We start from the raw sequence: 15,088 nt of genomic DNA on the forward strand, positions 1-15,088 counted from the left end.
AAGCGCTATCATTTATGAGGCGTATGATGCTGCAATTTTATTGAGGGGGATCATGAACCATGTCCAAAAAAAACAGTCCACAAACCAAGGCGGGCAATCTGGCCAAGCAAACCAACACTGCGGAGCCCAAGAAGCTGACCGTTTTATCCCAAGCAGCCCGCCTGACCCATTCAAGCAAACGCACCAAGCAAGCAGGCCGTACCGGGCAGGCCAGCCCGGGATCTAAATTTGTGTTATCCGTTGTAATCATCGCCGTGCTTGCGGTTGCCGCCACCGTTGTTTTTCTGAAGCCGTCGAAGGCATCCTCCGGTCTCAGCGGACTGCCCAATTACACGGAAATCCGCGGGGAGTATGATGCAGAAGGCTTGAAATATGAAAAGCAGCCCCATCTGGGCAGCAGCTTAGCCAAGGTGAAGGTAATTGAATTCGCGGACTTTAAATGCCCTTCCTGCAAGAAGTGGAAGGAAACTTACTTCGAACGCTTCAAAAAAGAGTTTGTGGATACAGGCAAGGTGGAGCTGTTTTTTATGAACTTTGCGTTTATAGACCGTGATTCAATCATGGCTGCGAGCGCCGGCGAAGCTATTGCAGCACAGGATAACGATAAATTCTGGGAATTTATGAGTAAGCTGTACGATCACCAGGGGGATGAGACTAGGATTTGGGCTACGCCGCAGTTTCTGCTTGATTTCGTCAAAAACAATATCGGCGGCATAGACTATGACCGCTTCGCCAAGGATCTGCAGGAGCATACTTACATGCTGCCGGTGAAGGAGGATTTCAAGACTGCGGGTAATTACGGAGTCAACGGAACACCGCAGTTTATGGTGAACGGCAAACTGCTAAAAGGGTCTTCGTATGAGGAATTGGCGGCGGCTATTGACGACGGGCTGGCCTCTGCCGTCCAGTAAGCTTTTACAGCTTCCAAAAGTCATAGTGAAAAGGCAGAAGATCCTTTATTATGGGGTAAATCAAAACGGAACAAAAGAAGGGATGATCGGACCATGCTGACAATAGCCACAGCCGGGGTAGAGAACCTTGAAGACATGTGCAGACTGCTCGGCGAACTGTTCGCAATGGAGCAGGATTTCGCCGGCGCTGTCAATATCGGCAAGCAGAAAGCCGGACTCCGCTTGATTCTGGACCATCCGGACCGTGGGATGCTCCTGCTGCTGAAGCGGGAGGAGCAGGTTGTAGGGATGGTGAATCTGGCTTTTGGCTTCAGCACCTTTGAAGGCGGACCGGTAATCATGCTGGAGGATTTTATTATATCTGCGGCGGAGCGGGGTAGAGGGAGCGGCCGGTTTTTTATGGACGGGATTGTGGAATATGCCCGGGAAAATAGCTTTCTGCGGATTACGCTGCTCGCAGATGCCGGGAATGCGCGCGCGCTGCATTTTTATGAGGCTGCGGGCTATAGGTACTCCAATATGAAGTGTCTGCGACTGGGGCTGAGCTGAGGTTTGATAGTTTGGAGCCCCTGGGCGGCTGCCCGGGACAATCTGCTGTATTTTTTGCAACAGACTGTCTTCAATTCCGCCGGAAAACAGCTTCTGCTGTATTCTGTGCAGCAGATTTCTGCGGAGTTGCCCTTTCGGGTCGAAATCCGGGAAATTGATTGCACGAAATACAGCAGAATCAGATTTGTTACAGGGATATATGTTTTCTATTGCAGAAAATGCAATCACACATGCCAAGTATCCCCTAGATTGAGGTGGAGTATGCGGAATGTGCCGGCCAGAGCGTACATATAAGTTGAACTTTAGATTTTTTATATTAGGGTACTGGCCGTAACTGCGGGGAATGTTTGGACTTCCGGCCGCTGTTGTCTGCAGATTTCTTGATTGTATACCGCTTTTCGCGGTGGAAATCCGCAGACAAAGGCGGACGCGTTCGCTCCTCCAGTTCCAAACTTCCCCTCCGTCACTTCTGCCTTTTTATGTTTTTTTTAGTTCAACTTATATACTATCCTTTTCAAGGGAACAGCGGATTTCCCTTCATGCCGACCCACAGCTCCGACTGCTCCAATTGGGCGGCAAGCTGTAACAGCAGCTCTTCGCGGCCCTTGGAGGCCATAACCTGAACGCCGATGGGCAGCCCTTCCGGTGTAAGGTGTACCGGAACGCTCATCGCCGGCTGACCGGTCAGATTGGCGAGCTGCGTGAAAGGTGTGTAAGTCAGGCTGGGCTCGAACATTTCATAGATCATTTGCCGCTGCTCTTCCTTGGGCAGCCCGCTTACCTGCAGCAGAGCTTCAATTTCATCCGGCTGCTGGGTAAGCTCTCCGACCTTAGGTGCGGAATCGGCATTGGCAGGTGTGATATAGAGGTCGTAGCGTCCCAGCAGAGCCGCCATTTGCGCGGCAGCTACGTCCCATTCGTTCAGGCTGTGCACAAATTCTGCGGCGGTGACCTTCTTGCCGGCTTCGCCCAGTACCCAGGTTACGATATCAACCTCACTTGCCTTAATGCTGCGGCCTAGTCCATTCTCCAGCGATTGGAACATCGCCGCCACTTCTCCGGCATTCATCGTATAATAATTCTCCATCAGCCTTACCCCATTGACTGGGCTCAGCTTTTCTTCCACTTCATGCCCCTCTGCCTGCAGCCACTTTACGGTTTTTAACACGGCTGTTACGGCTTCTGCTGCTACAGGCGTTCCGACCGGCGAGGCTGTTGTGAATGCAATCCGCAGCTTCCTCTGCCCGAGCTTCGAGAGGTCGTCCAGATAGACCCCACTATAGAGCGGTGTCTGAAAAGCAGCCTCCGGCTGCAAAGTCTGCAGCAGATCGAGCATCGCTGCACTGTCGCGCACCGACCGCGTCAACGCGAAGTCGATGGAAGCGCCTTGCCACTGGCGGCCGACCCCCGGCCCTACCGGCGTGCGTCCGCGTGTCGGCTTCAGCCCGAACAGGCCGGTGAACGAAGCCGGAATACGGATCGAGCCGCCCCCGTCGCTGGCTCCCGCTGCCGGCACGATTCCTGCCGCAACGGCTGCAGCAGCGCCGCCGCTTGAGCCTCCAGGCGAGAATTCAGTGTTCCACGGATTTCGTGCAGGGCCGTGCAGAAGGGGCTCGGTAATATTTTTGAGCCCAAATTCAGGGGTGTTCGTGTGGCCGAGCGGAATAAATCCGCCGCTTCTGATCCGGGCCACAAAGTTCGAATCCCTCTTGGCGATATGGTCCTTCATCAGCAGTGCGCCGGAGGTGAGCGGTTCGCCGCCGATGGCCTGCGAGATGTCCTTCAGCAGGAAGGGAACTCCGGCAAACGGCCGGGAGCTGTCTTGGACCGGCATCTCATCGGCCTCTTTCAGTGCAGCTTCCCGGCGGGTGCGGACCACTGCATTCAGGAGCGGATTCACTTCGTCCATCCGGGCGAACGCAGCTTCGGCAAGCTCGCGCGGCGAGACCTCCCGTGCTCTGACCAGCGCTGCAAGACCCAGTGCATCATAAGTGGAATAATCGGAAAACTTCATGATGTATAACCTCTTTCCGGCAGGGATGCTATAGCCGCAATCCACTGATCTAGTTTAATAAAGTGACTCTTGCATTATACACCGGTTTACAGATGGACAACCTTTGATACTCCAGCTTCTTTTGTCAAATCAAGGGAGATGCATGTAAAATGTTATCTGGGATAAGTGACATCTTCCTTGAAGGGGGGACAATGGTATGGCCAAAATACTTATTGCGGACGACGATGGGCACATTCGTGAGCTGATGAAATTATTTTTGCTGAACGAAGGGTTTGAAATTGTGGAGGCGAAGAACGGGGCTGATGCGCTTTCCATTGTGGAAGGCCAGGGCATAGATCTGGTCATCCTCGATATCGTAATGCCGCTCATGGACGGCTGGGATTTGTGCAAGGAGATTCGGAATCAATATCCCGATATCCCCCTGTTGATGGTGACGGCCAAGGGAGAAGTGGGGCAAAAGGTAAAGGGTTTCCAGTTGGGAACGGATGATTACCTGACCAAGCCATTCGATCCGCTGGAGCTTGTGATGAGAGTCAAAGCGCTGCTGAGACGTTACCGGATTGCCTCCTCCCAGACCATACAGTTGGGCGGGATCATACTGGACAGGCGGACCTACAAAGTTATTCGCGGTAACGAGGAATTGACCCTGCCGTTAAAAGAATTTGAGATCCTGTTCGCGCTGGCCAGCCATCCGGGGCAAATATTCACACGGGAATTTCTGATTGTCCAAATTTGGGGGATGGATTATGAAGGCGATAACCGGACCATTGATGTGCACATCAAGAGGCTGCGTGAGAGGTTTGCCGGAGAAACACAGCATTTTCGCATCGAAACTGCCCGCAGTCTCGGATACCGGCTTGTGGTGAATGCCGGATGAAGACATTATATGTCCGCGTCGTGCTTACGTTTTTGGCTGCGATTATCATTGGCTTGCTTGCGTCTTTTTTCATAGGATTCGCTATATTTGAGAAAGAACTAAATAATTTAGAACAAAACGATATGATTGCTGCAGGCAATAACATCATTCGCCTCTATGAACAAACGGAACCCCAAAATTTGGACGGATATATGAAACAGATCGCCACGTTAATATCGTATCCTGTTCAAGTCTTTACCGATTCCGGTGAGATGAATTCGTACGGAGTGGAAGAAAAAAATAAGGATGCTGTTGCAATTGCGCCGGAAACGATTCAACAAGTGCTGAAGGGCAACCCTTACCGGTCAACGGTAAAAGCTGAAGGGGTGATGTACATCGGCCTGCCGTTTTCATTTGAGGGAAAGCGCTGTGCCTTGTTTTTACTGCCGTCGTCTGAAAACGAAATGACCATCATCCGGTTAATCATAACTTTGTTGCTCCTTGTGCTGGTTGTAGGCAGCTTGTGCATCCTCATTGCCGCCAGGTATCTGGTGAAGCCTCTTAAAGCGTTGACGAAAGCGACCAGACAGCTTGCAAAGGGCGACTTCAATGTGGAATTGAAAATGAATCGTAAAGACGAATTGGGTATCCTGGCCCAAAGCTTTAACGAAACGGCGCGCGAACTCAAACAGCTGGAACTGATGCGGCAAGACTTTGTTTCCAATGTATCGCACGAAATCCAGTCACCGCTAACATCTATTTCCGGTTTTGCAAAGGCATTGAAGTATGAGCAGCTTGTAACTGAAGACAACCGCAGCCGGTATCTGGATATTATCCTTATGGAAAGTGAAAGGCTGTCCCGGCTAAGCGATAATTTACTCAGGCTTGCTTCCCTTGAATCAGAGCATCATCCATTTGCGGCAAAAACGTTCAACCTCGATGAGCAAATCAGGCAGGTAGTCGTCACCAGTGAACCCCTATTGCTGTCCAAAAATATTCATATTGCTCTGGCTTTGCCCGCTGCCGTCAAAATAACGGCCGACTCGGATCAGCTCAATCAGGTATGGATGAATTTGCTTGGAAACAGCATCAAATTTACGCCAGAGGGGGGAAAGATCCGGATCGGTCTTATATCACAAAATAATGAACATACCGTCACGATCACCGATTCAGGAATCGGCATTCCCCCGGAAGAACTAAACCATATTTTTGTGAGATTCTATAAAACAGACCGGGCGCAAAGCGGCAGCGGCCTTGGCCTCGCCATCGTTAAGCAAATTATTGCCCTCCATCACGGAAGCATTGAAGTACAAAGCTCGGTAGGACAAGGCACGACGGTTACCGTCAAGCTCCCGGACTTTCCGCATGAGGCAGCACATTCCCGCAAATCCAAATGAAATTTTTTTCAGTTCATTCTCCGTTCATATTTCTTTTCTATGCTTCCAAAGAAACGTAATCATGGACTGGAGGAACTGATGATGTGGTTGACCGTTTATGAAATGATTTTATGTTGTATTGATTTGATAGTTCTGGCAAGGTACGCTGTTCCAATTCGAAAATATTACAGATGGTTAGATTTTTTGCCGGGTGCAGGCGTCATTGTCTCTATTGTAAGTGTCTTATCTGGGGATACGACAATACTGGGGATGATGTTCTACTCCCTAACCCTGATACTTTTCATATGTACAGTGAAGCGGTTATTTAAACCAGCCTATTCTGCTCCTGTTCCCAAGCATAGAATTGTAAAAGCCATCCTTTGTATAGGCGGCGTTATCCCCATTGTAATTGCGTTGATGTATGCAGGTGAATTGAGATACAACCCGGTTAGTCATTTCAGTAAAATGAGCTATTCCCAAGCTTTTGAGCAATTGAATGAGCGGTTATCCAGAGAATACCCGTTTGGGGAATGGAAACAAGTGAACTGGAAGGAATTAGAGGATAAGTATGTGCCGGTATTTCAAAAAGCAGAGCAGGATAAGAACAAAGATTTATACTATAAAACGTTAAGAGAATACCTTTTTTCTTTTAGAGACGGACATATCAAAATAGAAAATGAAAATTTATATGACAATAATAAGGTTTTTAAAAGTGAAGCAGGGGGCGGCTTTGGAATAAGCACGGTTCAATTGGACAATGGCAAGGTGCTGGTTAATTTGGTCTTAGCAGGCAGTCCCGCTGAACAAAGCGGAATGAAGCTTGGGGCGGAGATCGTTGCCTGGGATGGAACAGCCGTTAAGGAAGCTTATCGTAAACCCTTTTGGAGCGAAAGCCCACCGGCTACAGAAGGGGACAGGATATATAACCAAGGGCGGTTTATGGTAAGAGCGCCAATAGGAAAAGAAGTTCAAGTGGAGTATAAAAATATGGGCGAGAGTCAAACGAGAAAAGTGACATTAAAGGCTTATGATGACAACTATGAGACACTAAAGGAAACGAAAGTAAAACTGAATAAAGCGGATGCTCCAATTGAAGGCGAAGTTTTGAGCAACGGATACGGTTATGTGAAAATAAGGTACTTTCTTTCCAGTGAAGCCATAGCCAGTCCCGAAAAATGGCTGAAAGAAAAATTGAAATGGTTCCAGGAGCAGCGGGTAAAAGGCTTGATTATTGATGTCCGCGATAATCCGGGCGGCAGTGATGATCTTGTTTCTTCAATGGCAGGTTCTTTTGTTGACAAGATGAGGTTTTATGAATATGTCAGTTATTATAACCGGATTACAGGGAAGTTCGAGATAAATTCTGCTGAGACCCGTACTATTAAACCTGAAGATCCCTATTATGCTGGGAAGATAGCCGTTTTAGTTAATAATAGAACCAAAAGCTCAGGAGAAGGCTTGCCCATCCTGTTAAAGGGGTTACCCAACGTTAAAATTGTGGGATTCACGGCTTCAAACGGTTCATTTGGGGTGATAACAAGTCCTATACAAGTTGAAATGCCGGAGGGCTACCATCTTATATTCCCGGACGGCAGATCGCTTAATCAAGATAAAGTGATTCAGGGCGATAGTGATTACAGCGGGCATGGCGGGGAAACTCCCGATATTAAAGTTCCATTAAATGAGCTGACTTTCAAAGAAATGTATATCCAAGGACAAGACGTTGAACTGAACTATGCGATAGAAGCATTGGAAAATATGAAATAAAAGATTTGCCCGCCGAAACGGGTGTGTTCTTAACAAAGGACGCACCCGTTTCTTCTTTGCTATGAGCGGTTATTCTCTGCGCTTAAGGCTCTAAACCGGACACCAGCGTGCCGTTTTGGTACAGAGTGACATGATTCCAGAGGCTGTAGGCTGTCTTGGCCGCGTCAAAGGAATAGTCGTTGGCTTCGTTAAAATTGCTCCAGTCGCTTTTGAACAAACGAAGCTGGATATCTCCGGTCTGCCCTCCGGCCGGGAGACTGCCTGCTCCTGAGGTGAAGCCGACTTCCACGTAGGAATCCGCACCCGCGGCATTTGCGTTTCCAAATGTAAGAGTCACGTTCGCCGCGCCAAGCTGGGCCCAGTCAATAGCGCCGCTAAGCGGCTGTGATCCGTCTTTGGTGAAGTAGTAACGTATCTTCAGCCCGTCTAGGCTGACGGCGGAGTTGCTGTTGTTTTTTATATTGAAATGGGGCCTGATCTGGCTATCGGTAGCATTTGTATCCGCAGCCCGGTAATACAGCACAAGCCCTCCGGGTGCTGCTGTAGGCGTCGAGGTTGGCGTAGGTATTACAGTTGCAGTCGGTGTTGCAGTTGGTGTCGGTGATGCAGTAGGTGTCGGTGTTGCTGTAGGCGTAGCCGTTGGAGTAGGCGTTGGGCCGTTATCAGGAACAGGCACATAACCGGGAGTCGTGTAGATTTTGCTCAGCACAGAGGTTGCGAGTGTTCCATTAGAGCCATTCACAACGGATTTGCCCCAATCGGTGAGGTTGCCGGAAGGGCCGTTAGACAAGTCGAGATATTCGACCCCGCCGCCGTTTCCATACCAGGACCATGCTAGCCAGCCGACGCCTTTTTCCTGCGAATAGCTCATAATCGTCGCTTCGTCTACATCTCCGCTGGTATGCTTGAAGCCGAACTCACCGACAATGACCGGCACACCAATGGCGAGGGCGTTGTCGATGTTGCTCTTCACCGTTGCTGCCGTTCCGCCGGCGTATTCATACATATGGATGGAAAAGATCGTATTGTGCAGGGGGTCGGAATTGAACACGGCATTGCCGCTTGTGAAGATGGAGGTTGGATATTGTCCCCACCCTGCGGCATCCACAACCAGCGTGTTCTTGATTCCGGCAGCCCGGAGGGCGGGAATGGCAGACTGGTAGGCGCTGGCCCAGGAGGCTGTACTCCAGGAGCCGAACCATTCGTTCGCAATGTTGACGATGACCCGGTCTTCTTTGCCAATCAGGGCATCCTTGATGCTGATCCAATAGTTAACGGCCGCGTTCAGGTCAGAGGCATTGTCCGAGCCGGTTGCGTCATGCACCTCAAGCATGGCGGTCAGCTTGTATTGATCGCACAGCGCGAGGATGCTCTTCACATCGGACACGCTGTCGAGAGACCATTTGCTCCCATTGGAGAGCACGATGCGGACTGTATTGGAGCCGGTTGCGGCAATGGCCGGAATGGCGGTAGCCAGATCGTTTTTGTACCAGGTATGGGCATGATTGACACCTCTCATTACAAAAGGGCTGCCTGTTGCGTCATATAGTTTGGTACCGCTTAAATAAAATCCCTTGACCGAGGCCCCCGCCGCCGCCGCTTGCTTCTGAGGAATAGAGAAGGAGAGGAGAAGTGCGCAGGCTAGAGCTACAAGACTAAAACTTCGGAACGAAAAATTCTTGCCGGATTTCATTACAAGTTCCTCCTTGTCAAAATTGGATTATTCATTTTGTCTGCGTATACTCTCAGAAGTGTGTGCCGAACCTGGCTCCTTACCACCTCCTGACATCCATATATATCCAACATAACATAAAAAGGTTTGTTTGGATATGTTTATGTAGTTAGGATAACAAAAAAATATCTTCAAATTTTGAAGGATTGTAATGTAAAATGATTCCTTCTAAAATATACTGAGAAGTATTCTCAAATGGAGGCGTCGTAACTATGAACGCTATTCTGAATGACATGTCCTGCTATCTCTACAGACTTGCCAGCCTGCTTCCGCTGAGCGAATATCCCATAGAACCGGAAGAGAAAGAGCCCCCTTATCTGCATAAAATGCTTCTGCTATCCGGCCATACGAAGCGTTCTATCCGGCAGAAAAGCTATCACTCAGAGATTCAAAAGCTGATCATTACGCCGCCAGGTGCAAATGTCTCAGAGTACGCGGAAGGCTGGGAGAACGGGCTGGTGCTGAGCTTCTCCATTCTTCGGGAAAGCTCGGGCGGAAGGCATGTGCCGGTCTGTCTGGAGCAGCCTCTTGAGTATGATGCGGTACCCGGTCTCCTGCTTATGAATATCGGACTCGATATCATGGAGAAGCTGGGCGGAGATGCCCGGCAGCGCATGAAAGCAAATATACTGTTCCAGGATCTGCTGTTAAGTCTGTTTGAAGGCTGCTCCGGCAGCAATGAATCGGTCCAAGAGCGGGCGATTACCAAATCGGTGGAATATATGCACCGCAATTATAAACTCAGCGTTAACCGGGAACGCCTGGCGGAAGTGGCGGGCATGAGTGTGGATTACTACTCCAAAATATTCAAAAAGCAGCTTGGCAAGACGCCGGTAGAGTTTCTGACCGAAATCCGGCTGAAGCACGCCAAGCAGGCGCTGCTGTCAACGAAGGATTCCTTTCGCGCCATTGCCCAAAGCGTCGGGTACGCCGATGAATTCTATTTCAGCCGCAAATTTCGCACGGCGACGGGTTTATCTCCTTCCCAATATGTACGCCGGGTCAAAGCGGCAGACCGGATCGTGCCGCTGCAGCATCATCTGACCGGCCATATGCTGGCGTTAGGTATAGAGCCGTATGCCGCCTTGATCAACGGCTATTATCCGGTCGAGCTGAAGAAGACCAGGGAAATTGGCACCTTCCGGCCGGATCTCGACAAGCTCACAGCGGCGGAACCGGATGTTATTCTTACCTGCGAGGTGTACGATGAGGAAACGTCAGTGAAGGCGAGAATGTTCGAACACATTGCGGAGACCGTTACCATTCCGTTCTTTGATGATTGGCGCACACAGCTCCGCAAGGTGGCTATTACCACCGGCAGGGAAGAGGCTGCAGAGGACTGGCTGATGCAGTACGAGCTCAAGGCACAGAAGATGCGTGCTGATCTTGCATCCTTCACGGAGGGCAAGTCGCTGCTCATCGTTGGTGTTGGCAACGGAAGCTTATGCCTCTTCGGACATAGGAATGTAGGTGCGGTCGTATATGGCGACTTGGGGCTTCAGGCGCCGGAGGACCTTGGCGATATCCAGCTCTACCGCGAGATCAGCTATGGCGAGATTTATGGCTATAATCCCGACATTCTGCTCTTTGCCAGCTTTCGCAATGACGGCAGTCCGCTGACGAAGATGTCCATCCGGGAGATGATGCAGAGAATCCAAGAGGACCCGCGATGGATGGAGATGAGGGCGGTACGCAGCGGGAGGGTCTATTCCTTGTTCGAGCATCAGCATTTATACACACTGTACTCCGCCTATTCTCATAATTTGCTGCTCGACAAGCTTTGGGAGCTCTGGAGGACGGATTTGTCCAAATAATGAACGTAAACGGCTATGTTCACGCTCTGCTCTTTTTCTATAATTAATAATGAGAATCAATATCAATAAAGTGTTCTCAGAATTATAAAAAAAGATGGGGGTAGACCAGTCAATGATGAGTCAAAGATATAGCTGGAAAAAAGCATGGATGGCAGCACTGCTGCTTATCGTTATGCTGATTGCTGCAGGCTGCGGCCAGAATAAGAATACAGGAACGGCAGCGGAGGAATCGGCGGCGCCGGCTGCGGCGCAGGCGAGTGCTGCTCCGGCAGACAAAACGGAAGCCGCAGGAACAGACGCGGCATCTGACGAGGTGCGCACAATCAAGCATGAGATGGGAGAAACACAGATCAAGGGAACGCCCGTCAGGATCGTCACCTTGTACCAGGGGGCGAATGACGCCTCGGTTGCTTTTGGAGTGAAGCCTGTCGGTATCGTGGAATCATGGCTGGAGAAGCCGGTCTATGAATATCTGCGTGCCGATCTTGGCGGCATTCCCCAGCTCGGGACAGAGGACCAGCCCAATCTGGAGGAGATTTACAAGCTGAAGCCGGATGTGATCTTTGCGAACAAAATCCGCCATGAAGCGATCTACGACCAGCTCAGCCAAATTGCGCCTACAGTGATGAGCGGCGAGGTCTATGACTGGAAGGGAACGGTCAAGCTGATGGGCGAGGTGCTGAACCAGCAGGACAAGACGGCTGAGCTGATGGGCAAATGGGACAGCCGGGTGGCCGACTTTAAGCAGAAAATGGGTGACCGTCTGCCGATTGAGGCTACGATCACCAATTTCCGTGAGGATCATGCGCGGATCTTCTACATGGGGTTTGCAGGTGGCATTCTGAAGGAGCTTGGCTTCACAAGACCTGAGGGTCATGATGCGGATATCTGGGGCGTGAAGCTGACCTCCAAGGAGAGTATCCCGGATATGAACGCCGATGTTATTTTTAACTTCAATTCCGGTACGGATGAAGCTGCGGTTAATAAGCTGTATACAGACTGGACGAGTCATCCGCTGTGGAAGAACCTGGACGCGGTCAAGAACAATCAGGTTCATATGGTAGACGAGGTGGCCTGGAATATGGCGGGAGGCATCCTGTCGGCCAATCTGATGCTGGACAGCCTGTACGAGATGTTCGATCTGGCGAAATGAACAAGCGCAACACTGTTCTGCTGCTGATTCTAATTCTGCTCCTGTGCGGAGCGTTCACCGCCAGTCTGCTGCTCGGAAGGACTGCGGTATCCTGGCATACCCTGGTTCTGGCCTTCACTGATTATGATGCCGGTTCCGTCGGGCAACTGATCGTCCGTACAGAGCGCTTGGCACGTGCTGTAATTGCGCTCTCGGTGGGAGCCTCACTGGCCCTGGCCGGGACGCTGATGCAGGCGATGACCCGTAACCCGCTGGCCTCGCCGGATGTGTTCGGGATAAGCTCCGGCGCTATCCTGATGGTTGTTCTGGCGGTGCTTGTGAATCCGGCTACACCGCTGATCATCCTCTCACTCTACGCCGTAGGCGGTGCGGTGCTTGCAACCGTTATTGTCTATGCGCTAGGGTCGCTTGGGCGCGACGGCCTGACACCGGTCAAGCTGGTTCTGGCCGGCTCGGCCATTACCGCTTTATTCGCTTCCTGCACGCAGGCGCTGCTGGTGATGAATGATACAGGCCTGCAGGATGTGCTGTTCTGGCTGGCCGGCTCGATCAGCGGCCGGACGCTCGAGAATGTGCGGCCGCTGCTACCGTTCATTGCGGTTGCAGGGATCTTTGCCCTTGGAATGGGCCGGGCGCTGAATCTGCTGACAACCGGCGAGGATATCGCCAAAGGCCTGGGCCAGCGAACGCTGCTCGTTAAGCTGCTGCTGGGCGGGCTGATCGTCATCCTCGCCGGAGGCTCGGTCGCTATGGTAGGGGCGGTTGGCTTCATCGGCCTCTTCGTTCCCCATCTGGCCCGGGGACTGGCGGGTAATGATTACCGCTGGGTGCTGCCATTCTCCGCGCTGCTGGGAGCGGGACTGCTGCTGCTGGCGGATGTCGCCGCGCGGCTGCTGATTCAACCGTCGGAGGTGCCCATCGGGGTGATGACGGCTGCAATCGGGGTGCCGTTCTTTATTCATGTGGCCCGCAAGGGAGGTGCGTGGAAGTGAGCAAGCCTGTTCATTCGCACACCCGGAAGATGGGTGTTCGTTATCAAGTGGAGCGCAGAACCGTTTGGACGCTGGTCATCGGATTTGCGCTGTATATTATAGCGGTTGCTGCGGGAACCGGGTGGGGCGACAGCTACATCTCGCCTTCGGATGTGCTGCGTACGATCTTCGGCAGCGGACAGGGTGAGTATGACTTTATTATTATGACGCTGCGACTGCCGAGAGTACTTACCGCTCTGCTGGTCGGCTCGGCGCTGGGGGTCTCCGGTGCGATTCTGCAGGGAGTTATCCGCAATCCGCTGGCTTCGCCGGATATCATCGGGATCACCGGCGGCGCTTCGGCGGCGGCAGTAGCCTTCATTACCTTTTTGAGCGGCAGCGTGAGCATCAAGCTGCTGCCTGCCGCCGCCGTGGCAGGGGCGCTTGTGGTGTCATTGTTGGTCTACAGCTTGTCATGGCAAAAGGGCGTAACGCCCATTCGGCTGGTGCTGATCGGCATCGGGCTGTCGGCGGCGGCGAAGGCGGCTACAACGCTGATGATCGTGATGAGCCCGGCAATCGTCGCAAGCAAGGCCTATCTGTGGATGACAGGCAGTGTATACGGGGCTTCATGGGACAATGTGTACACCGTGCTTCCGGCTGTGCTGATTGGAATTCCGCTTGCCCTGTATTTTGCCCGCAGCCTGAATGCCCAGGAGCTGGGCGACGATGTGGCCGGAAGCCTGGGGGTTGCCGTGCAGCGCCACCGCCTGGTGCTGGTGCTGATCAGCGTGGTGTTGGCCGGCTTTGCCGTATCGGTGTCCGGCGCCATCGGCTTCATCGGCTTGATCGCTCCCCATCTGGCCAGACGCTGGACCGGAAGAATGTTCGGCGGCCTGCTCGTGATGTCGGCGCTGACCGGTGGCCTGCTTGTGTTTCTGGCCGACCTGATCGCCCGGACGATTTTTTATCCGCTGGACATTCCGGCAGGGGTATTCACGGCGGGAATCGGGGCGCCGTTCTTTATTTATATGCTGTTCCGGAACCGGAACCAATTGTAGCAAAGGAGGCGAAAGCATTGGCGACGCTGGAAGCGAGTGATTTGACAGTATCCTACGGTTCCAAGACTGTGATCGGGAGGATGAATTTGCAGATCCCCGAAGGGCAGATCACAGTGCTCATCGGGGGCAACGGCTGCGGCAAATCAACGCTGCTGCGCACGCTCGCCCGGCTGCTGAAGCCCGGCAGCGGAGAAGTGCTGCTGGACGGGCAGCGGATTGCGCGCATGTCCACGCGGGAGGTGGCGAAGGCCATGTCGATTCTGCCTCAAGGGCCGACGGCTCCCGAGGGCTTGACGGTGCGGCAGCTGGTCCGCCAGGGAAGATATCCGCATCAGAGCTGGCTGAAGGCATGGTCGGAGGAGGATGAGGCCATGGTCCGCTCCGCGCTGGAATCAGCCCGGGTGCAGGATTTGGCCGACCAGACGGTCGATTCCTTGTCCGGTGGACAGCGGCAGCGGGTATGGATCGCCATGTCGCTGGCGCAGGGGACGGACCTGCTGCTGCTGGACGAGCCGACAACCTATCTTGACCTGTCGCATCAGGTAGAGATTCTCGATATGCTGTATGAATTGAATGAGCGCGAGGGGCGCACGATTGTCATGGTGCTGCATGATCTGAATCTGGCCTGCCGGTATGCCCATCACATGGTAGCTGTGCATGCGGGGGACATCTATGCCGAAGGGCCGCCGGAGAGCATCATAACTCCTGAAACAGTGAAGAAGGTGTTCCAGCTCGACTGCGAGGTCATCCGCGATCCGCTGTTCGGCACACCGCTCTGCATTCCGCACGGGAAAGGCAGACGGATCGCCGGTACGGCTCCGCTGCTGCGGGAGAACGAGCTTTTGCATTACTAACTTAGGCGAGAAGTTAGCCTCTAAAGGAGC

General features: G+C 52.3%; 12 protein-coding genes. 10 read left to right on the top strand and 2 right to left on the bottom strand.

Features of this window, described 5'->3' with window-relative positions:
- Window positions 1-59: 59 nt before the first annotated feature.
- Together AC0LWN_RS10010 and AC0LWN_RS10015 are read left to right on the top strand one after the other, a co-directional pair.
- Window positions 60-911: a DsbA family protein gene (locus AC0LWN_RS10010; protein ID WP_474664776.1), complete on the top strand. Its 852-nt coding sequence runs from the start codon at window positions 60-62 to the stop codon at window positions 909-911.
- Window positions 912-1,004: 93 nt separating this feature from the next.
- The gene (locus tag AC0LWN_RS10015) at window positions 1,005-1,460 is read left to right on the top strand and encodes a GNAT family N-acetyltransferase (RefSeq protein WP_474664778.1); all 456 of its coding nucleotides are present in this window, start codon (window positions 1,005-1,007) and stop codon (window positions 1,458-1,460) included.
- Window positions 1,461-1,974: 514 nt separating this feature from the next.
- Here AC0LWN_RS10015 and AC0LWN_RS10020 read toward each other — a convergent pair.
- Window positions 1,975-3,474, bottom strand: coding sequence for an amidase (locus tag AC0LWN_RS10020; protein ID WP_474664780.1), 1,500 nt, complete (start codon window positions 3,472-3,474; stop codon window positions 1,975-1,977).
- Window positions 3,475-3,670: 196 nt separating this feature from the next.
- On the opposite strand from AC0LWN_RS10020, the gene AC0LWN_RS10025 reads away from it, so the two are divergent.
- From AC0LWN_RS10025 to AC0LWN_RS10035, 3 genes are all read left to right on the top strand, one after another.
- On the top strand, window positions 3,671-4,351 hold the full coding sequence (locus AC0LWN_RS10025) for a response regulator transcription factor (protein ID WP_474664782.1): 681 nt from the start codon (window positions 3,671-3,673) through the stop codon (window positions 4,349-4,351).
- On the top strand, window positions 4,348-5,727 hold the full coding sequence (locus tag AC0LWN_RS10030; protein WP_474664784.1) for a HAMP domain-containing sensor histidine kinase: 1,380 nt from the start codon (window positions 4,348-4,350) through the stop codon (window positions 5,725-5,727). Before AC0LWN_RS10025 ends, AC0LWN_RS10030 begins: the two co-directional genes overlap by 4 nt.
- A 78-nt stretch (window positions 5,728-5,805) precedes the next feature.
- The gene (locus AC0LWN_RS10035; RefSeq protein ID WP_474664786.1) at window positions 5,806-7,473 is read left to right on the top strand and encodes a S41 family peptidase; all 1,668 of its coding nucleotides are present in this window, start codon (window positions 5,806-5,808) and stop codon (window positions 7,471-7,473) included.
- 82 nt (window positions 7,474-7,555) lie between these two features.
- Here AC0LWN_RS10035 and AC0LWN_RS10040 read toward each other — a convergent pair whose 3' ends face one another.
- A complete protein-coding gene (locus AC0LWN_RS10040; RefSeq protein ID WP_474664788.1) occupies window positions 7,556-9,166 on the bottom strand; it encodes a cellulose binding domain-containing protein in 1,611 nt (536 codons plus the stop codon).
- Between the two features lie 251 nt (window positions 9,167-9,417).
- On the opposite strand from AC0LWN_RS10040, the gene AC0LWN_RS10045 reads away from it, so the two are divergent.
- From AC0LWN_RS10045 to AC0LWN_RS10065, 5 genes are all read left to right on the top strand, one after another.
- Window positions 9,418-11,019, top strand: coding sequence for a helix-turn-helix domain-containing protein (locus tag AC0LWN_RS10045; RefSeq protein WP_474664790.1), 1,602 nt, complete (start codon window positions 9,418-9,420; stop codon window positions 11,017-11,019).
- A gap of 112 nt (window positions 11,020-11,131) precedes the next feature.
- The gene (locus tag AC0LWN_RS10050; RefSeq protein WP_458964745.1) at window positions 11,132-12,172 is read left to right on the top strand and encodes an ABC transporter substrate-binding protein; all 1,041 of its coding nucleotides are present in this window, start codon (window positions 11,132-11,134) and stop codon (window positions 12,170-12,172) included.
- Complete coding sequence (locus AC0LWN_RS10055; RefSeq protein WP_458964746.1) at window positions 12,169-13,164, top strand: FecCD family ABC transporter permease; 996 nt, start codon at window positions 12,169-12,171, stop codon at window positions 13,162-13,164. Before AC0LWN_RS10050 ends, AC0LWN_RS10055 begins: the two co-directional genes overlap by 4 nt.
- On the top strand, window positions 13,161-14,204 hold the full coding sequence (locus AC0LWN_RS10060; protein ID WP_458964747.1) for a FecCD family ABC transporter permease: 1,044 nt from the start codon (window positions 13,161-13,163) through the stop codon (window positions 14,202-14,204). The genes AC0LWN_RS10055 and AC0LWN_RS10060 overlap by 4 nt, the downstream gene beginning before the upstream one ends.
- A 17-nt stretch (window positions 14,205-14,221) precedes the next feature.
- Window positions 14,222-15,058, top strand: coding sequence for an ABC transporter ATP-binding protein (locus AC0LWN_RS10065; protein WP_458964748.1), 837 nt, complete (start codon window positions 14,222-14,224; stop codon window positions 15,056-15,058).
- Window positions 15,059-15,088 lie beyond the last annotated feature (30 nt).

The sequence above is a fragment of the Paenibacillus sp. sgz302115 genome, assembly GCF_056120445.1.